Below are 22893 nucleotides of genomic sequence, written 5' to 3'. Positions count from 1 at the left end.
TCCTTTTGACAGCTACTAATTAACAGAAATATTAGACCTAAAAACAGGTAATTTTTATTTCATACCCTCATTTTAAAATTTGCAAATTATTAAATAAAATAGTGTTTTTCAACCTCTTTACAAGCATATATAATAATAATTTTATCAAAAAAAATAAATTGTATTATTTATTAAGAATCATTTTTTAAAAAAATTTCCAAATTCATATCGGACGTCTAATTAGAGCAAAAAAAAATCCCTCCATTGAGAAGGGATTAGTTGTTAAAAAAGAAAGACTGTTTAAAAACTTTTTTTGGCCGTTCAGTTTAGCTGATTGAACCTACTTTTTTCATCGTGGAACTACAAGCTGTAGGACGTCGACTGCCCTCAATGTAACTTCCTCAAAATTTTTAAACAGTCTTAAACTTTTATTTCTTTTCCAGGTGTGGCACTCTAAGTACCTGCCCGGGATATATCTTGTCAGGATCTTTAAGCATTGGCTTATTAGCTTCAAAGATCACAGGGTATTTCATTGCATCACCGTAATGTTCTTTAGCGATCTTGCTTAAAGTATCTCCGCGTTCAACCGTGTGAAACTTGGCTTCAGGTTCGGTTTTATCTACCGTCATCCGGTCATCAACTTTTGCTATTCCCTCTGAATTTCCTACTACCAGCATCACTTTTTCTTTGGTGCTTTGGTCCTCAGCCTTTCCGGTAATGGTGGCGATATCATCCTCAATCTTAATATTCAGGTTTTCTACCTGTAATTTAAGATCCCGTAGTGTAGTCTCTAATTTTGAAGCCGCTCTAGCATTTTCACGTTCCGCTTTTTCGCGGGTATTTTCTGTTTTTTCAGTTGGTTTTTCAGCCTCTTTCTTATCCCTTCCAAAGATTTTTTCTCCGGCATCTTTTATAAATGAAAACACACCCATTTTTCTTGATTTATTAGTTTACAGTAAATTACAAAAGCAAAAGCATTCTAATTCCAAAAGTCATCCTAAAATTTTGTTAGATTTCTAACCAAAAAACGCCGGAAGATCATAAGATCCAACGGCGTTTTTCAAACTAAATAACCAACCAAAAAAACTAAGAAAATCCATTCTTTTCCTTTTTGGAATAAAGAACAGGTAAATAACGGACTGCTTTTCAGAAGATTGCTTCCTAAGTTTATTTTAACATGTTAAAGTTTAAGCCAGTACTCATTCTCCCTTATTACATCTAATTTCCAAGGTTTATTTATCCTTTTATTTTGTTTATTTTTGGCAATAGAAAATCTAATTATGGAAAAATCTCCTTCTTTTGCCGTTATCGGCGGAGGCAGCTGGGCGACTGCAATTGTAAAAATGCTTAGTGAAAACGTAGACACCATCCATTGGTATATGCGAAGTACTTATGCCATTGAGCATCTAAAGAAACAGGAACACAATCCTAATTATCTCAGCTCGGTAGAATTTGATATCAATCAACTCGATCTTAGTCCTGACATCAACGAAATCGTGAAGGCAGCCGATTATCTCATCTTTGCCATTCCTTCAGTCTTTCTCAAAAGGGAGCTCGACAGGCTGGATGTTTCCCTGGAAGGGAAAGTGATCTTCTCGGCAATTAAAGGGATCGTTCCCGAAAGCAGCCTCATTGTTGGAGAGCACTTCGAGCAATTCCATAATGTGCCCGCCGAAAATATAGGAGTGATTACCGGACCTTGCCACGCTGAAGAGGTCGCCCTGGAGCGGCTTTCTTATCTCACCATTGCCTGTAGCGATGAAGAAAAAGCAAAGGTTGTTGCTAAACATCTCAGCAGTGAATACATAAAATGTAAAATAAGCGATGATGTTACCGGTACCGAATATGCCGCGATGCTTAAAAACATTTATGCAATTGCCGCAGGGATAGCACATGGACTGGGATACGGAGATAACTTCCAAAGTGTGTTGATGAGTAATGGCATTCGTGAGATGAAGAAATTCATCAAGAAAGTACATAAGATGAAACGTAACATCAATGACTCTGCCTATCTTGGCGATCTTCTGGTAACAGGATATTCAGTATTTAGCCGCAACCGTATGTTTGGAAATATGATTGGAAAGGGCTATACCGTAAAAAGCGCCCAGATGGAAATGAGTATGATAGCAGAAGGTTATTACGCCACCGAAAGTGCCTACAAGATCAACCAGGAAAAAGGGGCGAGAACTCCAATTATCAATGCGGTTTATGGCATTCTTTACGAGGGTAAAAATCCAAAGAAAGTATTTAAAAAGCTGGCAGAAAAGCTCAATTAGGATCCATTGTACTCTAATGTCTTCTGGAAAGACCTTAATTATTTTTTAGAATCTATTTCACAAGAATCCCTTTTTCAGGGATTAAAGGGATTTCACGCAATGCCTTTTCGTTAATGGTGTTTTTCCTAAAGACAAACTTCTTTTCAAACATCTTATTTTCTGTAAAGAAAGTTACCTGAAACTCATTATTTAAGGCCAGCACTTCTTCCTGAAGAAATTCAACCTTGGCAAAAGATTTAGGGGGAAGTTTTTCAATCTTATGCCTCATCACTGAAGTTTGATCTTTGCCTGAAAAACCCCGACTAACGATAAGCACCATTTCAAGGGTATCATCCCGGTCGTTAATGAGGTAAGCATTCCATTCTTCAGCCCGGAAATCTCTGTTGAATTGTTTGACAGCTGCCAGATAAACTCCTTCAACTTCAGGTATATTGATATCTTTTTTCACTACTCTTTAATCTTATTTTTAGCCCAGATATATAAACCCCAAAGCGCGAGTGCAGCAATTCCCAATAGAATAGCTCCTAAGGCCAGTTCAATAATTTCTACAACTACTAAAATAATAATAACTGCAAGGGCAATTATTCCAAAGATGACTAAACCAGCTGTTTTCATAGGTATTTATTTCTTTACAAGTTAATCAGCCTGGGAGAATTTCAGAAGAATTTTTTTAAATCGAAGATTTAAACTGCTCCAGGAAGCGCACATCATTTTCATAGAACATCCTGATATCACCGATTTGGTAGAGTAGCATTGCGATTCTTTCTATCCCCATTCCAAAGGCAAAACCTGAATATTCAGTAGGATCAATATTACAATTTCTTAGCACGTTTGGATCTACCATTCCGCAGCCCATAATCTCCAGCCAGCCGGTACCTTTAGTGATTCGATAATCGGTTTCTGTTTCAAGGCCCCAATAGATATCAACCTCGGCACTGGGTTCGGTAAAAGGAAAATAAGAAGGTCTTAGTCTTATTTTTGATTTCCCGAAGAGTTGCTTTGTGAAATACAATAAAGTCTGTTTAAGATCGGCGAAGCTTACGTCCTTATCAATATAGAGCCCTTCCACCTGATGGAAAATACAGTGGGAACGAGCTGAAATTGCTTCATTTCTAAAAACCCGCCCGGGAGAAATCGTCCTGATTGGGGGTTTATTCTCTTCCATATACCTTACCTGTACTGAAGAGGTGTGGGTACGCAATAAAATATCTGGATCTGTCTGAATAAAGAACGTATCCTGCATATCGCGGGCCGGGTGATATTCCGGCAGATTCAAAGCAGTAAAGTTATGCCAATCGTCTTCGATCTCGGGTCCTTCAGAAACATTAAAGCCAACATTTGAAAAAATCTCTATAATCTGATTTTTCACGATAGATATCGGGTGGCGCGCCCCTATTTCAATGGGTTCCGCAGGACGGGAAAGATCACCATACACGCCTTTTTCTTCCTGCTTGCTCTCCAGCACCTCTTTTAAAGAAGTCACTTTGGCTTCAGCAGATTGCTTTAGCGCGTTTACTGCCTGCCCGAAATCTTTTTTCTGCTCATTAGGAACCGATTTAAACTCGGCGAAAAAACCGTTTAAAATTCCTTTTTTTCCCAGGTATTTTATTCGGAAAGCTTCGATCTGGTCAGCGGTTTCAGCATTAAAAGCTTCAACTTCAGCAATATGTTCCTTTATTTTATCTATCATGGATACATTTCTTTATCAAAAGGGCAAATTTAGTAAAAATGAATTTTTCAGCAGGGATTAATCTATATAACCATTGTGAATAAAATATTGCACAATGGCTTCTTTCATCAATACACTTTGTTCTCCTGCTTTAAGCACAGGTAATTGTTCCAGGGTTTTATAATGTGGCCAGCCTTCTTCATCATAAAAATCGAATTCATAATACCCATAAGGTTCCAAAAGTCTGCAAATAGCTATATGCATTAGATCAATTTTGTGATCTTTTTTAAACTTACGGTGTACCTGTCCTAGTTCCTGTACCCCAATCACGTATATTATAGCGTCAAGGTCCATTAATTCTCCATCTGCAAACTGCGCTGAAAGCTTCTGTTGCAATCCTTCCCAGCGTTCTTTTAATTGTTCGTCTCTTGCCATGGCGCAAAGATAATATCTTACTTATTGAAATTACTATATTTGAAGTATGAATACAATAGATATTGTGCTTGCTCTTATCCTGCTTTACGGCCTGGTTAGGGGATTTTTTAGAGGTATCCTGGCAGAAGTCGCTTCTTTGGTAGGAATTGTATTAGGAATTTATGCCGCAATTCATTTCTCCTATATTCTGGCTGATTTCTTTTCAGAAAATATGGGATGGGACACACAGTATGTAAATCTTATTGCTTTTGCAATCACTTTTGTTCTAATTGTTTTTTTAATCTCCCTGGCAGGTAGAATACTTACTAAAATAGCTGCTTTTGCAGCTTTAGGACTGGTGAACAAATTCCTGGGAGGCGCCTTTGGATTAATTAAAGTAGCTTTCCTGGTTAGTGTGATAATAATGTTCTTTAAAGCTACTAATGAAAAAATTGACCTTGTTTCTGAAGAAATCCTGGAACGGTCTGTACTCTATGCACCTATCGAAAGTATTGCTCCAATGCTGTTGCCATCTATATTAAGAGAGGCCAAAAAACAAGACCTTCTCGAGGGATTTGACGAACTCACTGAAAAAAAAGAGGCCCGGAATTAACCGGGCCTCCAATAAAATATTTAAGAAAAATCAGATATTCAACTGGTAAATGCTTTCCAACTGATTGTTGTTCTCTACAGTTACTTCAAGGTCTTTAATAATCCCCGAACCTACTCCGTACACCCAACCGTGCAACTGCAGCCCCTGACCTTTTTGCCAGGCATTCTGTACAATTGAGGTCTTGGAAAGATCGTAAACCTGTTCCTTCACATTTAATTCTACATACCTGTCCTGACGCTCTTTTTCATCTTCAATGGCATCAAGCTCATCCTTATGAAGCCTGTAAACATCTTTAATATGTCTTAACCAGTTATCGATAAGTCCAATGCTTTCATGGCCCATAGCCGCCGCTACACCACCACAACCGTAATGCCCGCAAACAATCACATGTTTTACTTTAAGAGCATTTACGGCGTAATCAAGCACGCTAAGCATATTCATGTCGCTGTGCACCACCATATTGGCGATATTACGATGTACAAATACCTCACCCGGTTGTGCGCCTATAATTTGGTTTGCAGGCACACGACTGTCTGCACAGCCTATCCAAAGCACCGGAGGTTGTTGCCCCTCGGCAAGTTTTGTAAAATAATCAGGGTCTTCTTTTAGCTGGCTTTCAACCCACTTCTTATTGTTCTCTTTTAGTTTTTTATAAAATGCATCCATAGCTAGAAATATATTTTAAGTATTTAAATTAGTGTAATTAGTTTAAACCGGCATATCCAGACCAAAGAATTTTCTATAACTATCGGGATTCTCAAAAATGCCCCGGTCTGAAATTAGTTTAATAGTGATATTTTTTCTTTTTGCTTTGATAGCAAATTCATCGAGAATCTCCAGGATATCATAATCCAGCACCCTGGTCTTGGAAACATCCAGACGCACTGTTGCACCTTCAGGCAGCGCGTTAAGTTCCCTGATTATAGCTCCTTTATTCAGAAATGTAACTTCTTCTGCCAGGGTGATCTGATATTGTCCATCAGGAATATCAAAACCTTCTTTATGGAGAAAGTGGGAGTTTTTATAACTGTTTATTAGAATTACAGACACTCCTACTAATAGTCCCAGTCCAATTCCCATAAGCAGGTCGGTAAATACTACTCCGGCTACTGTTATCACGAAAGGTAAAAACTGAGATTTACCTAAAGTGTACATTTGTTTAAACAAAGCAGGTTTTGCGAGTTTGTAACCTACTATCAATAGAACGGCTGCCAGCACAGCAAGAGGAATCATATTAAGCAGGCTGGGAATTGCAATGATAGAACCAAGAATTAGAAAGCCGTGCATTATAGTTGACAGTTTTGTTTTACCTCCAGATTGTGTATTTGCTGAACTTCTAACAATTACTTGTGTGACAGGCAGTCCACCAATCAAACCTGAAACCATATTCCCCGCTCCCTGGGCAAAAAGCTCCCTATTGGTAGGTGTGGTCCTTTTTTCAGGATCGATCTTATCAATAGCCTCCACACTTAAAAGTGTTTCCAAACTGGCAACAATAGCGATGGTAATAGCCACAATCCAGATTTGGGAATTCCAGATTTGAGAAAAATCGGGTAGGGTGAATTGTGCAAAGAATGAGGAAACATCATCTGGCACAGGAACAGCTACCAGCTGGCTGTCAGCTATTCCATATGTTCCGGCAGGTACAAGAAGATAATACAATACTCCAAGCGCGACCGCCACAAGAGATCCAGGCACCAATTTAAATACTTTATGTTTATGCACCAGGATGTTTTCCCATGATAAAAGAATAGTTAAAGCCACAAGAGTTAAGATAACAGCCCCGGGGGAAATCATTTGTGCCAATTGCCCAAATGCGGCCATTATTCCCTCACCGTAGTTAAAAAATTCAAGGTTTTCGCCATTAAGGCCAAATACATTAGGAATTTGTGAGAGGGCAATGGTAATTCCAATTCCGGCCAACATACCTTTGATCACAGAAGAAGGAAAATAATAACCAATGATTCCGGCTTTTAGTACCCCAAGAACAATTTGGAAAGCTCCGGCAATTACGACTGCCAGTAAAAAACTTTCGAATGCACCCAGGCTTTCAATAGCACTAAGTACAATTACTGCGAGGCCGGCCGCAGGACCACTTACTCCAAGCTGTGCTCCGGAGAGAGCACCTACCACTATTCCTCCGACCATACCGGCTATCAATCCGGAAAAAAGTGGCGCGCCACTTGCCAAAGCGATGCCTAAACACAAAGGAAGAGCAACGAAAAATACAACAATACTGGCAGGGAAATCTTTATTAAAATGTTTGAACATATATACAGGTTTTGTAAGGAGGATTAAAAATCTCCTTAAAGCTTACTTTCTTTAATAATTGAATAATGAAAATGAGAGGATCAATACAATCGCAAAAGATCATATCAAATCATTTATTCCCTTTCAAAAACGGGAATACAAGAAAATCCTCAAAAATTAGTAAGATTAGACCTGTTGGGGTGGTGGCGATATCACATCGAGAAAAACCACCGGATAAGCCTCGGTATAAAAGTGCCCGGGGTTCTTTTGTTCCTGTAGGAAATGAATACTTAGGTAATTGGAATGAGTTTCCTCCAGATTATATTCAAGATTTATCTGAGTTTTAGAACTTTCCTCTTCGTTTACACTAAAAGCCATAGAAACATCTGCCGATTTATCTATCAAAACCACAAAACTGGGAGTGGCCAGGAAGGCCACAAATAAAAAGGCAAGTATATAAGCTGTTTTTTTCACTCCCGGCAAAAATAAGTTTCTTCTATTAGAAACCAGACAACTTACCAATAATTTATTATTAAGAGGATATCAACTTTTCTTATAGTTTCCTAAGGTTATCGTCAAGTGTCCAACCTTGAGTACCATTAGCAAGTTCCAGTTTAACCCAGCCCTGATAATCTTCAAGAACCCGGGCCTTGGTGCCTTCGTGAAGAGTAAAAGCATTCCCGGCCCTTTGGCTTGGTTCATTCCTTATCTCTGCCTCTTCCACATAAATAATAGCAAATTTATTATTTAGCTGGATTTCCTGTTGCTGGAAGGCAAAAAACACTGATGCGGCCATCAAGATGAACATAAAAACAGCTCCACCAAAAAAGATTCGCTTTACCAATGGTTGGCTATGGAAATAATAAATCACGAAAAAAACTGCAAGCAGGACAGAAAAAATAATGGCCAAAACTCCCCAGGTATTATAGGAAAACATAGAAACAAGTTCATTAATAAACCTGGAAAAGCCTCTGGTTTCTGCCTCTGGAATAGCGTCCAAAGTCATATTACGGGCAAAAGCAAGATTGTTTTGCACATCCTCATCGTTAGGATCAAGCTGTAGGGCTTTTTCATAATAATAGATACTGGGTCCTACATTATTAAGCTTATAATGTGAATTTCCTAAATTATAATAAACCGCAACCGATGTCTCATTGTTCTCAATAATCTGTTCGTAAAGAGAGATTGCTTCCTCATAATTCCCCTCAGCATATTGAGTATTGGCCTTCTCAAAAAGTGCATCGTTCTGAGCCGGCATTAGCCAGGAAATAAAAAATATAAGGTAAATCAGATTTTTCATATCAAAGCTGTTTATCCAGGGTTGAAATTACACCAACGGCCTTATTGTAATCCTGCTCCATACTTACCTGAGAAGCCGGGGTATATCGCGCAAATTCGCAACTTTTCAGCAAATCGGTAAACGCCATAATATCTTCATCATTTATACCTTTTTCCTTTAAAATAGCACTTATTTTCTCTTTACTCATCTCTGAAGTTTGAATATGGAGTTTAGCCTTCAAATAATTATGTAGAGAACGCTCCAGTGCTTCATAGAATTCCTTCTGATTACCTAATTTTTTCTTAGCTTCTGAAAGGTACTTCCTTGCAAGCCTGTCAGCTTTTTTTATGCGTTGGCCTTTTTCATCACCTGCTATTTCCCGTCTTTTTCTTCCGAAGAGAATAAGCAAAGGAATTGCCAGAATTGGGAGCCCCAGGCTAGCCCAGAATACCGGCGAATTAAAAAATGAAGACTGTCCTATTGCCTGTAAATCTGGTTTTAATTTTATATACCTGAATTGATCTGAAGGCAAAGTCACTCCGCTACTGCCCCCCTGTCTGCCTGTAATTGAAGAAGCCGCAGGACCGCGTTTTACATCTATCAGGATTTCTTCAGAAGTAAGTCTGTGATAGGATTCTGTTTTAGGATCAAAATAGGAAAAACTCACAGGTTTAATAGGGTATTTCCCCTTCTGAGTGGGAACTATCGTATAATTTTCTGTAATAGTTCCTTCCTGCCCTCTTAGACTAACACTTACATTTTCGCTGCGTTCAGGTTCATAAACCTCAAGGGAGGAAGGTAATTCAAGTACAGGAAGTTCAAAGAGGTTTAAATTTCCATTTCCCTTCACCTCAACAGTAGCCTGTAAAGATTCAGAGGCATCTAATTCGGTTTTGCTGGCTTTCACATTAAAACTAAATTTCCCTACGGCCCCGGTAAAATCAAGGGGTTTACCCTCATTAGGAAGGTTTTTTACATTTAGTTTTCTGGTGCTGGAACTCACGGTTTTATTAATGGTTTTATACAACCTGCGTCCAAAGAGGTCCCTGCGCTCCCCCGGAACGTCCACCGAAATGGAAAGGGTTAATGGCTCTATATCCAGCTCCCCTGTTTTTTGAGGATAAAGAATACTTTTTCGTAGCTCTACATAGCGATAAGGTTCACCCTTATAATCACCGTTTTCTACACGCAATTCCCTGATGTCTATATTCTGGCTCCAGAAATCGGTGAAATTAGGACTATCTACCTCGTGCCAATCACTAACACTAATGTTGGGACTCACATACAACTTATATACTACAGTAACTGCCTCATTAAGATAAGGATCACTTTTTGATACTTCAGCAACGAGGTGAAGGTTTTCAGCCGCCGCAATTTCAGCATCATTGCCATCGGTAGGTTTGTCTACTGCTGCTGTTACTTCAATATCTACCGGGGAGGTTTTATAGGTAGTTTCATCTATTATAATTTCTGCCTGTCCAATAGTTTTATTCCCTCTGGATTTGGGCTGTAAAAAGAAGGAATAGGTCTTGGAATACGAGCGCTTTCCATTAACAAAGCTTTGACTCACCGATTGATTTGGACCGCCCACCACAGTAAACCCCTCAAATGACGGCGGCCTGAAGTTATCGCCATCTTTATTCATTTCAAAATCAACCCTTAAGCGTTCGTTGACTCCAAGCTTGTTTTTGCTAACCTTAGCTTCAAACTTCACCTGGGCCTGCACGCCTGCGGCCATAAGAAACAATATGCTTATTAATAGATATTTTAATTTCATATAAATGTAAAACCCTTCTTTGTAGGCATTCTCCTCTGCAAAAATTTTACCAATCTTTATCAGTTTTCACTTTGGCACCTTTTGCCTTTTCGGCATTTATCTTATCCTGAACTTTGCGTTCTTCATTATTCATCGCTTCCAGTAAACTTTTTATCTGCTCAGGAGACAATTTTCCCTGCTGAGGCTGAGGTTTAGGCTGTGGCTGTTCCTGCTCATCGCCGCCTTCGTCCTGCTCCTTTTCCTGGTCTCCTTCGTCCTCATTTTCATCTTCCTGCTTGTCCCCTTCATCTTTCTTTTCTTCCTGTTCGCCTTCATCATCAGATTCCTGCTCGTTTTCACCATCGCCTCCCTGGTTTTTCTGGTCTTCTTCCTGTTCCTCATCTTCTTCCTGTTCCTGATCCTGATTGTCGCCTCCTTCACCATCATCCTGTTGCTGCTGTTCTTCTTCCAGCATTTTCTTAGCTAAAGCCAGGTTGTAACGAGTCTCCTCATCACTGGGATTATTTCTAAGAGCATCTTTGTAAGCATCTACGGCTTCCTTATATTTTTCCTGCCGCATAAATGAGTTACCTAAATTATGGAAGGCTTTATGTTTCCTTTCTTTCGACTTGGCGATTTCCGCCGCCTGATCGAATCGTTTTACGGCTTCAGCAGGTTTTTCTTTGTTATAATAAAGGTTTCCCAAGTTATATTTAGCTGTAGGGTTGTCTGGATCTTTAGCAATAGCTTTGCGGTATGATGCTTCCGCAGATGCGAAATCATTTTCTTCGAGAGCATCTTCGGCCTCCTGTAAATATCTTTCAGCATCACGCTGGTCTTTCCTGTTGTTTTCCTGAGCCTGCGCCTGAGATCCGAAAAATATCATCAGCAGTAGCAAAACAGGTTTGATTATTTTCATATTGCAGCTCATTCTATTTCTCCTCCTTTTTCTTTCGCTCATTAAACAAATTAAGCTTTCTAACCCAAGCGGTTTTTCGCTCCAACAGAAAGATATCAAATAAGAGCAAAATGACGGCTAAACCTAAAAACCATTGAAATTGTGATTTATATTCGGCAAATTGCCTCGCCTCAAATTCGGTTTTCTCAATATCCTGTAGGGAATCCATCACCTGGCTTATCACCTCTGATGTCACTTTGCCGTCAATATATTTTCCATTAGTCGCTGAAGCTATATTCCTTAAGGTTTCAGGATCCAGTTTGGTAATAACGGTTTCTCCCTGAGCATTCTTTTTGTAATTCTGAATTACATTATTCCTTTTAATAGGAATAGGGCCACCTTTTTCTGTACCTACCCCAATGGTAAAAACCCGAATTCCTGCTTTGGCAGCCTCCTCAGCAATATCTGCAGTATTACCTTCGTGGTCTTCTCCGTCACTTAAAATAAAAAGCACCCTATTGGTTTGGCTTTCCTCATCATAAAAAGTGGTTGCCAGTTTGATCGCCTCACTAATTGCAGTACCCTGTGAAGAGATCATATCGGTATTTAGGGCTTGCAGGAACATTTTCGCCGAAGCATAATCGGTAGTAATCGGCAACTGCGGAAATGCGCTTCCGGCATAGGCTATAAGCCCCACGCGGTCACTTCCCAGGTTATCCAGAATCTGCCGTACCAATTGCTTTGATTTATCAAGACGGTTAGGAGCAATGTCTTCAGCTTCCATACTCTTGGAAACATCTATAGCAAAAACAATATCTACTCCTTCGCGCTTCACAGTTTCCATTTGAGAACCAATCTTTGGATTCACCAATGCAATCACCAGGCTTCCTAGAGCCAAAAGAATAAGTAATATCTTTAGCCAGGGCTTAAAAGCCGACCGGTTTGGGCTTAACTGAGAAAACATGGCAGAATCGGCAAATTTTCGGCGGGTGCGCTTTTGCCAGATCCTGTAAGCCACGAAAATGAACAGCACCACAGGCAAGGCCAGCAATAACCAAAAATATATTTTCTCCTCTAATATCATATTCATTAAATAAAACTCCTGAACAGGGTATACCTCAGCAATAATTCAAACAATAGCAAAGCTCCTGCCAGCAATATCAACGGGCGATATTTGTCATCATAATTATAATACCTGAATTCTTCTATTTCTGTTTTTTCCAGACTATCTATTTCATCATAGATCTCTTCCAGCTTTTCATTGTTGGTAGCTCTAAAATATTTACCGCCGGTATCGGCCGCTATTTGTTTTAGCAGCTCTTCATCAATCTCTACCTGGACATTCCCATATTGGAACCTGCCATTTGGCAAAACTCCAATGGGCGATAGTGCAGTGCCATTGCTCCCCACACCAATGGTATAAGTTTTTATCCCATATTCTACAGCGAGTTCGCTTGCAACTTTTGGATCTATAAAACCCGAATTATTAACTCCATCGGTTAACAGAATAATCACCTTGCTTTTTGCTTCACTATCCTTTAGCCGGTTTACCGAAGTGGCTAAGCCCGAACCAATGGCAGTTCCGTTTTCTAAAACATTGTTATATTCTATCTCTTCCAGCGCTCGCATTACAATACCCTTATCACTGGTGACGGGAGTTTTGGTGTAACTCTCTCCGGCATACAAAACCAGGCCTAATCTGTCGGCAGGTCTGCCTTTTACAAATTCTATCGCTACCGCTTTGGTAGCCTCCAGGCGGTTAGGCTGAAGGTCCCGTGCAAGCATACTTGCCGAAACGTCTACCGCAATTATAATATCTATTCCCTGGGTACTACTGGATCTTGTGGACACATCTACCGTTCGTGGGCGTGCCATTCCAAGGATAATTAATGCCAGAGCAAGAACCCGAAAGACCAGAAGTATTGGTTTTAATTTTGCCAAAACAGAACTTTTAGCCTTAAATCCCCCAAGGCTGGAAATCTTCAATTCGGCTGTTTGGCGGTTTCGCTTCCATACATACCAGGCTATGGCCGGCAGCAGCAGAAGCAGTAGCCAGAAAAACTCAGGGTTTTCGAAAGTGATATTATTAAACATTACTTGCCTTCTTCATTAAATTCAACCGAATCGATTATACGTTGGGTAATTTCTTCAGCATAGGTATCTCCTTCGTTATGGATTACCAAAATTTGTTCGAAGCCGCTATTTTCTATGAAATTCAGAATTTCATAGGCATTGGTGACGGCCCGGCCGGTTACCGGATCCTCAATTTCCAGAGTACCGAAAATCCTGATTCCCTTAACACCACTTAAAGTACTGAATTCCTCTTCCTTCATTATGATATTCCGGGCGCCCTGTTGTTCCAGCATGGTGTAAATACCATCTACCGATCTTTCCAGATCAAAATCCACCTCTCCACTGAATTTAACGGTAGTAAGTGCAGTGTAAAAATTACTTACCGGACTACCATAAACAAAGGTTTCGCTGCCCAGCATCATTTGTTTTGTCTCCTCCGGGAGTTCTAATTCTTTGCGTATTAAAACTTCGGGGGTAGTGATCATCACCGACGGATCGCCATATTCACTACGAATCCATTCACCTTCTAACAATTCTTTTGTAGGATGTCCAAGCAGGCTATCTCTCACCTCCTCAAAACCTTTAGAAATAATAAAAGCTGCACCCGCTCCAATAATTAAAAGGGAGGCCAAAACGGCAGCGATAACCACTCTTTTTTGTTTTTTCTTTCTTTCCCGCACTTCCCTGTACGCTTCATCCTCTCTTATTTCTTCTTCGGAAGGTTCGGGGATGGAAGCCTTTACTTCTTCTATAATATCACCTATCCGGGACCTATCAGATTTAGCGGTAATTATATCAGGCCTGGAATTAGCGAATTTTGCCAGATCGGCACGACTAAGGATGATTTTTAGATCCTGAATGGTCTTTTCGTCCAACTCAAGTTTACCCGCATTTTTATTCAATTCGAGATAAGTTATTAACTCTGAGGTAGTGCTTTCAAGGGCACGGTCATAGACTTCCCGATCTAAATATTTTCTGGCAGAAAATGTAAGTTGCGAATAATACTCCTTAACTTCTCTCTGCTCCAGCAGGCTTGAATTATCAAGATGCTGCAACTCAAGAATTACCTGTTCATAAGGTGGAAGCTCTTTTTCTGCCTCTTTCTTTTGTCTTTTTCTGTAGAGATAAAATACCAGCCCTGCTAAAACAAGAATTACCAAAAGCCACCATATCCAGGCAGGTATTTTGAAACTACCGGGGACTTCTACCGAAGGTTTAATTGGATACATCTTCTGTCTGGTTGTGTCTACTAACACATCGGCCACCTCAATCAGCAAAGAATCGGTAAGGTACTCCCTATTATTAATCAATACTTTTTGCTGTGGAATCACATATTTTCCCGAGTCGAATTGGGTAAGACTGTATTCCTTAAGCAACCTGAAACGATCCTCCAGTCTTATGGTATCCGCTTTAAAGCTTTCAACTACTTCCAGAGGAGAGAAACTATCTCCTTCAGGAAAAACAATAAGGTTTGATGAATCTGTTTCAACCTGAATGCTATAAAGGATCTGTTCCCCGATCTTTATCGTTGAAGTATCAATTTCAGCATCAACCCGGCTTTGCTGGGCATAGGAAAAAACAGAAATGAAAAGCATGAAAAAAAAGAGGGCACCCGAAAAGCGGGTTTTCCCTGATTCATTTCTATATTTTTTGGAGAATATTTTCTTCATAGTTTTCTATCCCCTGCGTTTAAAATAACCCAGTAATTTGGTTACGTAACTTTCATCAACCCTTGTATCTATCGTTCCCGCACCACTTAACCTGAAACTCTCTGTGAAATAATTCTTCCGCTTCCTATAGAATTCAGCATAATTGTTTCTAACTGATTTTGAACCTGTATTCACAGTAAGATATTCTCCTGTTTCTTCATCTTGCATTTGGACGATTCCCAGGTTTGGAATTTCCTCTTCCCGGCGATCGTACACCCTTATTCCTGTAAGGTCGTGTTTATTCGCTGCGATCTTCAAAGTTTGCTGATATTCATCAGCAATAAAATCTGACAGGAGAAATACAATTGCTTTTCTCTTCTGTACATTGGAAAAGTATTTCAATGCCCCGGCAATATCAGTTTTCTTACCTTCCGGTTTGAATTCTATCAGCTCTCTTATAATTCTCAGCACGTGAGAGCGACCTTTTTTAGGCGGAATATAAAGCTCAATCTTATCGGTGAAGAGCATCAGACCAATCTTATCGTTATTCTGAGTAGCAGAAAAAGCCAGGGTTGCCGCAATTTCTGTGATCACCTCCTTCTTGAACTGAGATTGTGTCCCGAACATTTCAGAGCCCGACACATCTACCATAAGCATTAAGGTGAGTTCTCGCTCTTCTTCAAAAACCTTTACAAATGGCTCGTTATAGCGGGCGGTAACATTCCAGTCAATACTTCGCACATCATCACCAAACTGGTATTGCCTTACCTCACTAAAAGTCATCCCCCTACCTTTAAAAGCCGAGTGATATTCCCCACCAAACACGTGATCACTCAACCGGCGGGTTTTAATCTCTATTTTTCGTACTTTTTTTAGTAGTTCTTTGGTATCCATTTTAGTCCTTTCCCGAGCCCGCTTTAAGGAAAGCAGAATTTTGAAAGTTTTTAATTAAGTGAATCAGAAAAAGTCCCAAACGGGAATAGAAGTCTAAGGCACTTCTATTTCGTTTACAATTTTATTGATAATATCCTCTGAAGTAACATTTTCAGCCTCGGCCTCATAGGTGATTCCAATTCTATGGCGCAATACATCGTGTACGACGGCACGAACATCTTCAGGAATCACATAACCACGCCTTTTGATAAAGGCATAACATTTTGCTGCCATTGCCAAATTGATACTACCTCTTGGAGATGCACCAAAATTAATTAATGGTTTAATCTCCTCCAGCTTGTATTTTTCGGGAGTACGTGTGGCAAATACGATATCGAGAATGTATTTTTCAATCTTTTCATCCATATAAACTTCCCTAACCGCCTCCTGGGCACGCAAAATTTGATCCAGACTAACTACGGGGTTAACCTTTGGGAAAGCTCCTTTTAAATTTGATCTTATAATGAGCTGCTCCTCGGCCATCTGAGGGTATTTAATAACCGTCTTAAGCATAAAACGGTCTACCTGAGCTTCTGGCAGCGGGTAAGTTCCTTCCTGTTCTACCGGGTTTTGGGTGGCCATTACCAGGAATGGTTTATCCAGTATAAAAGTTTCATCTCCAATGGTCACCTGCTTTTCCTGCATGGCCTCCAACAAAGCCGACTGCACTTTGGCAGGAGCTCTGTTAATTTCATCGGCAAGGACAAAATTAGCGAAAATCGGACCTTTTTTTATGCTGAAATCATTCAGTTTCATATTATAGATCATAGTACCTATAACATCCGCCGGTAAAAGATCGGGAGTAAATTGAATTCGGCTGAAATTACCATGTACAGCCTGGGAAAGAGTATTTATGGCCAGGGTTTTAGCTAAACCAGGAACTCCTTCCAGCAGGATGTGTCCCTGACCTAAAAGTCCGATAAGCAAGCGTTCCACCATATGCTTTTGTCCCACAATCACCTTGTTCATTTCGGTGGTGAGGATGTCTACAAAAGCACTCTCCCTCTCAATTCTCTCGTTCAAGCTAGCAATATCTACTGATGCTTCATTATCTATCATTCTAAAATTTTTTAACGGGAGTGAATATACATACTTCCAAATACGCGCGCAAATTGAAAAATCTTTGCCATTTTGGCTGTTAAGAGATGGTTAAAAAAGAGCGGCCACAGTGGCCGCTCCTTCAGTTAAATCAATAAAGCAAAATGTTTTTTTTACTCTGTTCCATCAAGAAAAACGGTTTCAAGATCGGTAGTACCATTAGCTTCAACTACTACATCATTAATGGTAATCATTGGATAGCCACTGGCTTCTTCAGGAGTAATGGTTACTTTATAAATTCCAGCTGGCAAAGCGTGCAAGACGAATTCACCACTATCTGAAGTATATGCAGAAATAGTATGACTCCCATTAGTTGCTTTAACTAAGGTACTGAATTCGGTAGGATGCACATCCCCTACGATCTCTCCGGTATTCGCATAGGCTGAAAGCCTAATAACAGGTTTAAGGATGTAGCCACCATTTCCTGTATTCACAACAGATTCTTCCACATCAAAATCAAGAAGGAATTCATAGTGCTCTCCGGCTTCCAGTTCCTGATTTAGATTTAATTTTAATCCTGACTGTTCGGCGCTAGGTGTAGCTAATGGTATCAGATCTCCATCAATCTCAACAAAATTATCTGGTCCAAGTACCAGTCTCATCTGACTAACAAATCCCGCAGGGATTTCAGAATCTGCAAGTAATTGAGTCATGCCTCCTGTTAACTGAAGTAAGTCATACTGTCCAGCCTCAACATCGTCAAGGCTTAACCAACCTTCTTCATCGGTAACCCCCTGTTCGGCTTCCACCTGCACCATTACATCCAGTACATCAACCAGTACAGCGTCATAATCGCCGGGAGCATCTGTCATCCTCACGGTCACTCTTGCATTTTCTTCAGTAATAGCATCATCAGTGTCGTCATCGCTACAACTGGTAAAGCCTAAGGCTAAAACCGCCAAAAAAATTGCCGGTTTAAGGCTCCATTTTCTAAAAGATCTTTTCATAAGTAGAATTTTTTTATTGTTCGTTGGTTCGATAACGGATAGGAAGATATTTCATTTTGTTGATAATGTATAATTAACGAAATTTAACAGGGTTTAACCCTATGTTAAAATACCTCAAAGGATTATTTAATTAGTTAGTACATTAGATTAAAATATTTCAAAATGAAAACAGCTCTTATAACAGGCGCTTCCAGCGGAATAGGCCGCGCCACAGCAAAACTTTTGGCCCGAAAAGAAATTCGATTAATCATCTGCGGAAGGAGAGAAGATCGTCTAACCGAACTCAAGGAAGAACTCGAAAAATTAGTTCCGGTGCATATGCTCCTTTTTGATGTTCGGGATAAAGATGAAGTCTCTAAAAATATAAGCCAACTCCCGGAAGCATTCCAAAAAATTGACATCCTCGTCAATAATGCGGGTAATGCGCATGGCCTGGACCCAATTGAAAGCGGTAATACCGATGACTGGGATGCGATGTTGGATATTAACGTAAAAGGACTTTTATATGTAAGTAAAGCAGTGATTCCCGGAATGGCGGCAAGAAAAAGCGGACATATCATTAATATTGGTTCTACTGCAGGAAAAGAAGTTTACCCCAATGGGAATGTGTATTGTGCCAGCAAACACGCGGTTGACGCACTTAACCAGGGTATGCGTATAGATCTGAATAAATACAAGATTAAAGTTGGGGCGGTAAATCCCGGTCTCACCCAAACCGAATTCAGCGAGGTACGTTTCAAAGGAAATACAGAAAAAGCCAAAAAAGTCTACGAAGGCTATAAAGCTTTGCAAGCTCAGGATATTGCCGAAATAATCTACTTTATGATTAGCCGTCCCCTACATGTAAATATTGCAGATCTCACGGTAATGCCTACAGCCCAGGCAAGTAGCACTATAGTAAATAAAGATTAATATTTTTAATGATATTAGAAAAATAAAAGGATATCAGACTTCGCGGAAATGACTGTTTATGATCAACAAACGCCTCCTAATTAAAAATCTCCTTGCGCATAGCAATGAAAACAGCTTCTACGACAAAAAGCTACGACTCAATATTGGAGAAAGAGAAGGAAAGGCTAAATTTTTAAAACATGTTTGTGCCCTGGCAAATTCAAACCCCAAGAACAATTCCTATATTGTGATTGGGGTAAAAGATGCCGACAACTCTATTGTAGGCGTAGATTTCTTTGATGATAGCAAGATCCAGAATCTTGTAAATGCTTATCTCCATAACCCGCCCTTGATCTCCTATGAAAATATTCCCTTTCCACACCTCCCCTCGCACCTGGTTGTTGGCCTGGTCACCATTAGACCAAACTATGGGAAGATATGCTCTCTGCAAAAAAATATCTGGAAATATTACAGAGGAGCCGTCTTCAAAAGGGAGGGAAGCATAAGTATGCCTAAAACTGCCGAAATAGAAATAGAGGATCACAATTTCGAAATAGTGAATTCTATTGAAAATCACTCTCATAATAATATTAAACTTACCTTGGATGGGGTTTTTGATTTTTTGAACAAGCGCCAGGATTTTAAAGCCACCTACAAGGTCTTTAAAGAATATTTTGTAGTGTGCTGGGCAGGAAAAGAGAAAAAGGGAAAACAAGGCACCTACTATTCAAGGGTGGATATTGAGCTCATCAATGAACAGGTAAAACTTTTTTATTCAGAATTAGATGAGGTTAGCATCACAACTACTAAAGACAAGTTTAAAATTCTGGAGTTCGTTCATCTGGGTTTGCACGATAGTTTCAAGTATTACCCGCTTGAAGAGGTAATTATTAATTTTAAAGATAATATGAGTTACGAGATTGAAAGCCGGCTGCTTTTTGAACCTCCTAAATTTGACAAAAAGGTTTTGTATCACATCTACAACAGTAACAATAGCCTGCTGGAAAAAATAAAACAAGACAGGCCATTGAATAAAAACGAAGAAAAAGATCTAATTAACCTTCCTTCAACATATCTTCTCTGCTATTTTAATAATTTTGAAAACGCAATTAATAAACTTGAAGAATCCAGGTTGCATCTAAAAAAATACAGCCAGGAAGCTTATAATAATTATAAAGAAACCAGCCGAATCTTAAGAAAAGTAAAATATAATTAATATGGGCAGAAGTATAACCATTGGAGATATTCATGGAGGCTTGAAAGGCCTGGTACAATTACTTGAACGAATAGATATAACTCCGGATGATGAGCTTATTTTTTTAGGAGATTATGTAGATGGCTGGAGTGATTCGGCGAAGGTGGTTTCTTATCTTATAAAACTCGCCCAACAAAACACCTGTATTTTTATTCGGGGAAATCATGATGATCTCACCTACCGATGGCTTAAGACAGGAGAATTCAAAGAGCAATGGTTGCAGCATGGCGGACAGACAAGCATTGATGCTTACAGGAATTTTTCAGAAGAAGAGAAAAAGCAGCACATAGAATTTTATGAGCAAATGCTGAATTATTATATCGATAAGGAAAACAGACTTTTCGTACATGCCGGTTTCACCAACCAGCACGGTCCCGAAGCCGAATACTACGAATCAGCTTTCTATTGGGATCGCACCCTGTGGGAAACAGTGCTTTCTCTGGATAGAAACATGCATGTTAGCGATAAGTATTACCCAAAAAGGCTACAGCTTTTTAAAGAAATTTATATTGGTCATACCCCGGTTACCCGAATTGGGGAAACAACTCCTGTTCACAGGGCAAACGTCTGGAATGTAGATACCGGTGCTGCCTTTACCGGCCCAATTTCCGCAATAGAAATAAATACCAAAGAAATTTGGCAAAGTGACCCTGTTTTTGAACTATATCCTGAGGAAAACGGCAGAAATTAAGACTTCTTTATAACAAATCCACATCTTTGAATTATATATTTGTGATTCAAGGATTTTAGCTTTTATTTGTTGGCTATTAAAAAAACATGGAATTCAGCACAATTCTTGTTGATAAGATTTTAACCAACAACATTGTCATGATGTTTGTATAAATTGTTTAGAAATGGCCCTTAGTAATGTTAGATTAGAAGTAATGCAAACCATCGAAAAGGAAGTAGATGGTTTTATAGATCAATATCTCATTCCCGTAGAAGATATCTGGCAGCCTACTGACCTGTTGCCAAATTTGCAAAAAGAAAATTACGCCGAGGATATAGACCAAATCCGTGAAGAGGCAAAAGAACTTGGATACGATTTTTGGGTGGTTTTGGTGGCCGATATGGTGACCGAAGAAGCCCTGCCAACCTACGAGTCCTGGTTAATGGATATGGAAGGGGTAGAGCAACACGGAAAATCCCGGGGAGAATCAAACAGTTGGGCTAAATGGGTTCGCCACTGGACCGGGGAAGAAAACCGGCATGGAGATACCCTAAATAAATACCTCTACCTCTCTGGTAGAGTGAATATGAAGGAAATTGAAAAAACCACCCAATACCTCATAAACGATGGTTTTGATATTGGAACCGGTAGAGACCCCTACAGAAACTTTGTTTATACAAGTTTCCAGGAATTAGCTACCAATATTTCTCACAAACGGGTAGGGCAACTGGCCAAGAAAAAAGGAAATAAAATGCTTGCAAAAATGTGTAACATTATTGCAGGAGATGAGATGAGGCATTACATGGCCTACCGGGAATTTGTAAAGACTATTTTTGAACATGACCCCAGTGAAATGATGCTGGCTTTCCACGATATGATGAAGAAAAAGATCGTGATGCCCGCGCAGTTCATACGGGAAAGCGGCGAAGGCATAGCCACGGCCTTTGAGAATTTCTCTAATGCAGCACAAAGATTAGGAGTTTACACCACCGAAGATTATATCAACATCCTGAAAACCCTTAATAATTACTGGGAAATCGATAAAATGCGTGGCCTTACCGACGAGGCTCAAAAAGCACGCGATTACCTGATGAAATTACCGGACAGAATGACCAGAATTGCCGGTAGAATGGCAATCCCACAGGATCAACATAAATTCAAATGGGTAGAGCCAAACGGTACCCTTTAAAAAATTTGAAAAAATTATAATATGAACCGCTTTAATTGATAAAGCGGTTTTTTTATTGCCGCACTAAAAGAAGTTTATTCCTAATATTGTAGATAATAAACATTCTATAATGAGCAATTCATCAAAACCGCTGCTGGTTATTCTGGCCTTCTTTTCCATCTACTTCATCTGGGGTTCTACATACCTTTTGAACAAGATCGCGGTTACCGAGTTGCCTCCTTTTATGTTAGCTTCTATTAGATTTATCATCGCCGGATTGCTAATCTTTTTTATTTGCAAAATTCTAAAAATTAGCCTGGCTATTACCCGAAGACAACTGTTAAATACCATTATTGCCGGTTTTCTATTTCTTGCCTTCGGAAACGGAGTTGTGGTCTGGGCCTTAAAATATGTAGACAGCGGTTTTGCGGCCCTGGAAATTTCAGCACAACCTCTGGTGGTTCTACTGATGATGAGGGTTTTACAGGGGAGAAAGATCCTGCCTATGTCTATGGTGGGTGTTGTTTTGGGAATTATTGGAATTTATCTGTTGGTGAGTCAAAATCAGATCATCAATCAGGAGAATTCCTGGTTAGGAATAGGAATGATCTTCCTTTGTCTCCTTAGCTGGTCCTATGGAAGTCTTTTTGTAAGCACAGCAAATTTACCTAGCAATCATTTTGTAAATACCGGATATCAAATGTTTACCGGTGGGATAATCCTTCTTCTTGGGAGTCTGTCTTTAGGAGAGAGTTGGAGCTGGCCAACCACCTGGAGCCAACCTACCACCTATTCTATGGTACTACTTGTTATCTTTGGAAGCATTGTAGCCTTTACCGCATTTAATTATTTACTGAAAGTGGTTTCTCCCGAAAAAGTAGCCACCTCAACATATATCAACCCGATTATAGCTCTTTTTCTTGGGTGGTATTTTTTAAATGAGCAAATCACCGCGCAATCTGTTATGGCTGCTATTGTACTGCTCACGGGAGTTTATTTTATAAACACAAAAAAGAAACTGGTTATTTTTTCAAGATTTTCACCGCGTTTTGGTAAAAAACTGAACCAATAAAGA

The 22893-nt window shown here is 39.6% G+C and carries 24 protein-coding genes; 7 read left to right on the top strand and 17 right to left on the bottom strand.

Annotated elements, in window-relative coordinates:
* Positions 1-407: 407 nt before the first annotated feature.
* The gene (lysM, locus tag VIM94_RS12390) at positions 408-911 is read right to left on the bottom strand and encodes a peptidoglycan-binding protein LysM (RefSeq protein WP_332039614.1); all 504 of its coding nucleotides are present in this window, start codon (positions 909-911) and stop codon (positions 408-410) included.
* A gap of 348 nt (positions 912-1259) precedes the next feature.
* Between lysM and VIM94_RS12385 the strand changes: the two genes are divergently transcribed.
* Positions 1260-2255, top strand: a complete 996-nt coding sequence (locus VIM94_RS12385; protein WP_332039613.1) for an NAD(P)H-dependent glycerol-3-phosphate dehydrogenase — start codon at positions 1260-1262, stop codon at positions 2253-2255.
* A 52-nt stretch (positions 2256-2307) separates the two neighbouring features.
* On the opposite strand, the gene VIM94_RS12380 is transcribed toward VIM94_RS12385, so the two are convergent.
* The 4 genes from VIM94_RS12380 to VIM94_RS12365 are packed head-to-tail and all read right to left on the bottom strand — an operon-like array spanning position 2308 to position 4359.
* On the bottom strand, positions 2308-2703 hold the full coding sequence (locus VIM94_RS12380) for a hypothetical protein (RefSeq protein ID WP_332039612.1): 396 nt from the start codon (positions 2701-2703) through the stop codon (positions 2308-2310).
* Positions 2703-2870 (bottom strand): hypothetical protein, encoded by a 168-nt coding sequence (locus VIM94_RS12375; protein ID WP_332039611.1) that lies wholly within the window; start codon positions 2868-2870, stop codon positions 2703-2705. The genes VIM94_RS12380 and VIM94_RS12375 overlap by 1 nt, the downstream gene beginning before the upstream one ends.
* A gap of 55 nt (positions 2871-2925) precedes the next feature.
* On the bottom strand, positions 2926-3945 hold the full coding sequence (pheS, locus tag VIM94_RS12370; protein WP_332039610.1) for a phenylalanine--tRNA ligase subunit alpha: 1020 nt from the start codon (positions 3943-3945) through the stop codon (positions 2926-2928).
* A gap of 57 nt (positions 3946-4002) precedes the next feature.
* Entirely contained in the window at positions 4003-4359 is a 357-nt protein-coding gene (locus VIM94_RS12365; RefSeq protein ID WP_332039609.1) for a hypothetical protein, read from the bottom strand.
* 46 nt (positions 4360-4405) lie between these two features.
* Between VIM94_RS12365 and VIM94_RS12360 the strand changes: the two genes are divergently transcribed.
* A complete protein-coding gene (locus tag VIM94_RS12360) occupies positions 4406-4951 on the top strand; it encodes a CvpA family protein (RefSeq protein WP_332039608.1) in 546 nt (181 codons plus the stop codon).
* A gap of 30 nt (positions 4952-4981) precedes the next feature.
* On the opposite strand, the gene can is transcribed toward VIM94_RS12360, so the two are convergent.
* The 12 genes from can to VIM94_RS12300 all read right to left on the bottom strand — a co-directional run bounded on the left by can (position 4982) and on the right by VIM94_RS12300 (position 17834).
* Positions 4982-5617 (bottom strand): carbonate dehydratase, encoded by a 636-nt coding sequence (gene can, locus VIM94_RS12355; protein ID WP_332039607.1) that lies wholly within the window; start codon positions 5615-5617, stop codon positions 4982-4984.
* A gap of 42 nt (positions 5618-5659) precedes the next feature.
* A complete protein-coding gene (locus VIM94_RS12350) occupies positions 5660-7222 on the bottom strand; it encodes a SulP family inorganic anion transporter (RefSeq protein ID WP_332039606.1) in 1563 nt (520 codons plus the stop codon).
* A 165-nt stretch (positions 7223-7387) separates the two neighbouring features.
* Positions 7388-7675 carry a hypothetical protein gene (locus tag VIM94_RS12345; RefSeq protein WP_332039605.1) on the bottom strand — a complete coding sequence of 96 codons (288 nt, stop codon included), beginning with the start codon at positions 7673-7675 and terminating at the stop codon, positions 7388-7390.
* Between the two features lie 79 nt (positions 7676-7754).
* The gene (locus VIM94_RS12340; protein ID WP_332039604.1) at positions 7755-8501 is read right to left on the bottom strand and encodes a tetratricopeptide repeat protein; all 747 of its coding nucleotides are present in this window, start codon (positions 8499-8501) and stop codon (positions 7755-7757) included.
* A gap of 1 nt (position 8502) precedes the next feature.
* Positions 8503-10257 (bottom strand): BatD family protein, encoded by a 1755-nt coding sequence (locus tag VIM94_RS12335; RefSeq protein WP_332039603.1) that lies wholly within the window; start codon positions 10255-10257, stop codon positions 8503-8505.
* A gap of 46 nt (positions 10258-10303) precedes the next feature.
* The gene (locus tag VIM94_RS12330) at positions 10304-11155 is read right to left on the bottom strand and encodes a tetratricopeptide repeat protein (protein WP_332039602.1); all 852 of its coding nucleotides are present in this window, start codon (positions 11153-11155) and stop codon (positions 10304-10306) included.
* A 13-nt stretch (positions 11156-11168) separates the two neighbouring features.
* Positions 11169-12218: a VWA domain-containing protein gene (locus tag VIM94_RS12325; protein ID WP_414707182.1), complete on the bottom strand. Its 1050-nt coding sequence runs from the start codon at positions 12216-12218 to the stop codon at positions 11169-11171.
* A gap of 5 nt (positions 12219-12223) precedes the next feature.
* Positions 12224-13228: a VWA domain-containing protein gene (locus VIM94_RS12320; RefSeq protein WP_332039600.1), complete on the bottom strand. Its 1005-nt coding sequence runs from the start codon at positions 13226-13228 to the stop codon at positions 12224-12226.
* Complete coding sequence (locus VIM94_RS12315; RefSeq protein WP_332039599.1) at positions 13228-14877, bottom strand: DUF4381 domain-containing protein; 1650 nt, start codon at positions 14875-14877, stop codon at positions 13228-13230. Before VIM94_RS12315 ends, VIM94_RS12320 begins: the two co-directional genes overlap by 1 nt.
* A gap of 6 nt (positions 14878-14883) precedes the next feature.
* The gene (locus VIM94_RS12310; protein WP_332039598.1) at positions 14884-15750 is read right to left on the bottom strand and encodes a DUF58 domain-containing protein; all 867 of its coding nucleotides are present in this window, start codon (positions 15748-15750) and stop codon (positions 14884-14886) included.
* Positions 15751-15843: 93 nt separating this feature from the next.
* Positions 15844-16848, bottom strand: a complete 1005-nt coding sequence (locus tag VIM94_RS12305) for a MoxR family ATPase (RefSeq protein WP_332039597.1) — start codon at positions 16846-16848, stop codon at positions 15844-15846.
* Between the two features lie 152 nt (positions 16849-17000).
* Positions 17001-17834 (bottom strand): DUF4382 domain-containing protein, encoded by an 834-nt coding sequence (locus VIM94_RS12300; RefSeq protein ID WP_332039596.1) that lies wholly within the window; start codon positions 17832-17834, stop codon positions 17001-17003.
* Between the two features lie 162 nt (positions 17835-17996).
* Between VIM94_RS12300 and VIM94_RS12295 the strand changes: the two genes are divergently transcribed.
* The 5 genes from VIM94_RS12295 (at position 17997) to VIM94_RS12275 (ending at position 22890) form a co-directional block, all read left to right on the top strand.
* Positions 17997-18746, top strand: a complete 750-nt coding sequence (locus tag VIM94_RS12295) for an SDR family NAD(P)-dependent oxidoreductase (protein ID WP_332039595.1) — start codon at positions 17997-17999, stop codon at positions 18744-18746.
* A 58-nt stretch (positions 18747-18804) separates the two neighbouring features.
* A complete protein-coding gene (locus VIM94_RS12290; protein ID WP_332039594.1) occupies positions 18805-19941 on the top strand; it encodes an ATP-binding protein in 1137 nt (378 codons plus the stop codon).
* A gap of 1 nt (position 19942) precedes the next feature.
* On the top strand, positions 19943-20671 hold the full coding sequence (locus VIM94_RS12285; protein ID WP_332039593.1) for a metallophosphoesterase family protein: 729 nt from the start codon (positions 19943-19945) through the stop codon (positions 20669-20671).
* A 163-nt stretch (positions 20672-20834) separates the two neighbouring features.
* Positions 20835-21839 carry an acyl-ACP desaturase gene (locus tag VIM94_RS12280; RefSeq protein ID WP_332039592.1) on the top strand — a complete coding sequence of 335 codons (1005 nt, stop codon included), beginning with the start codon at positions 20835-20837 and terminating at the stop codon, positions 21837-21839.
* A 109-nt stretch (positions 21840-21948) separates the two neighbouring features.
* On the top strand, positions 21949-22890 hold the full coding sequence (locus VIM94_RS12275) for an EamA family transporter (RefSeq protein WP_332039591.1): 942 nt from the start codon (positions 21949-21951) through the stop codon (positions 22888-22890).
* Positions 22891-22893 lie beyond the last annotated feature (3 nt).

Source organism: Salegentibacter sp. (assembly GCF_036568425.1).
In the GTDB taxonomy this organism is placed as follows: Bacteria; Bacteroidota; Bacteroidia; order Flavobacteriales; family Flavobacteriaceae; genus Salegentibacter.
This window is presented reverse-complemented; position numbering and strand designations above follow the sequence as displayed.

Bases quoted from the DNA above. Each gene is read 5' to 3' on its own strand.
- lysM (WP_332039614.1), bottom strand. From the start codon at position 911: ATGGGTGTGTTTTCATTTATAAAAGATGCCGGAGAAAAAATCTTTGGA.
- VIM94_RS12385 (WP_332039613.1), top strand. From the start codon at position 1,260: ATGGAAAAATCTCCTTCTTTTGCCGTTATCGGCGGAGGCAGCTGGGCG.
- VIM94_RS12375 (WP_332039611.1), bottom strand. From the start codon at position 2,870: ATGAAAACAGCTGGTTTAGTCATCTTTGGAATAATTGCCCTTGCAGTT.
- pheS (WP_332039610.1), bottom strand. From the start codon at position 3,945: ATGATAGATAAAATAAAGGAACATATTGCTGAAGTTGAAGCTTTTAAT.
- VIM94_RS12365 (WP_332039609.1), bottom strand. From the start codon at position 4,359: ATGGCAAGAGACGAACAATTAAAAGAACGCTGGGAAGGATTGCAACAG.
- VIM94_RS12360 (WP_332039608.1), top strand. From the start codon at position 4,406: ATGAATACAATAGATATTGTGCTTGCTCTTATCCTGCTTTACGGCCTG.
- can (WP_332039607.1), bottom strand. From the start codon at position 5,617: ATGGATGCATTTTATAAAAAACTAAAAGAGAACAATAAGAAGTGGGTT.
- VIM94_RS12350 (WP_332039606.1), bottom strand. From the start codon at position 7,222: ATGTTCAAACATTTTAATAAAGATTTCCCTGCCAGTATTGTTGTATTT.
- VIM94_RS12340 (WP_332039604.1), bottom strand. From the start codon at position 8,501: ATGAAAAATCTGATTTACCTTATATTTTTTATTTCCTGGCTAATGCCG.
- VIM94_RS12335 (WP_332039603.1), bottom strand. From the start codon at position 10,257: ATGAAATTAAAATATCTATTAATAAGCATATTGTTTCTTATGGCCGCA.
- VIM94_RS12330 (WP_332039602.1), bottom strand. From the start codon at position 11,155: ATGAAAATAATCAAACCTGTTTTGCTACTGCTGATGATATTTTTCGGA.
- VIM94_RS12325 (WP_414707182.1), bottom strand. From the start codon at position 12,218: ATGATATTAGAGGAGAAAATATATTTTTGGTTATTGCTGGCCTTGCCT.
- VIM94_RS12320 (WP_332039600.1), bottom strand. From the start codon at position 13,228: ATGTTTAATAATATCACTTTCGAAAACCCTGAGTTTTTCTGGCTACTG.
- VIM94_RS12315 (WP_332039599.1), bottom strand. From the start codon at position 14,877: ATGAAGAAAATATTCTCCAAAAAATATAGAAATGAATCAGGGAAAACC.
- VIM94_RS12310 (WP_332039598.1), bottom strand. From the start codon at position 15,750: ATGGATACCAAAGAACTACTAAAAAAAGTACGAAAAATAGAGATTAAA.
- VIM94_RS12305 (WP_332039597.1), bottom strand. From the start codon at position 16,848: ATGATAGATAATGAAGCATCAGTAGATATTGCTAGCTTGAACGAGAGA.
- VIM94_RS12300 (WP_332039596.1), bottom strand. From the start codon at position 17,834: ATGAAAAGATCTTTTAGAAAATGGAGCCTTAAACCGGCAATTTTTTTG.
- VIM94_RS12295 (WP_332039595.1), top strand. From the start codon at position 17,997: ATGAAAACAGCTCTTATAACAGGCGCTTCCAGCGGAATAGGCCGCGCC.
- VIM94_RS12290 (WP_332039594.1), top strand. From the start codon at position 18,805: ATGATCAACAAACGCCTCCTAATTAAAAATCTCCTTGCGCATAGCAAT.
- VIM94_RS12285 (WP_332039593.1), top strand. From the start codon at position 19,943: ATGGGCAGAAGTATAACCATTGGAGATATTCATGGAGGCTTGAAAGGC.
- VIM94_RS12280 (WP_332039592.1), top strand. From the start codon at position 20,835: ATGGCCCTTAGTAATGTTAGATTAGAAGTAATGCAAACCATCGAAAAG.
- VIM94_RS12275 (WP_332039591.1), top strand. From the start codon at position 21,949: ATGAGCAATTCATCAAAACCGCTGCTGGTTATTCTGGCCTTCTTTTCC.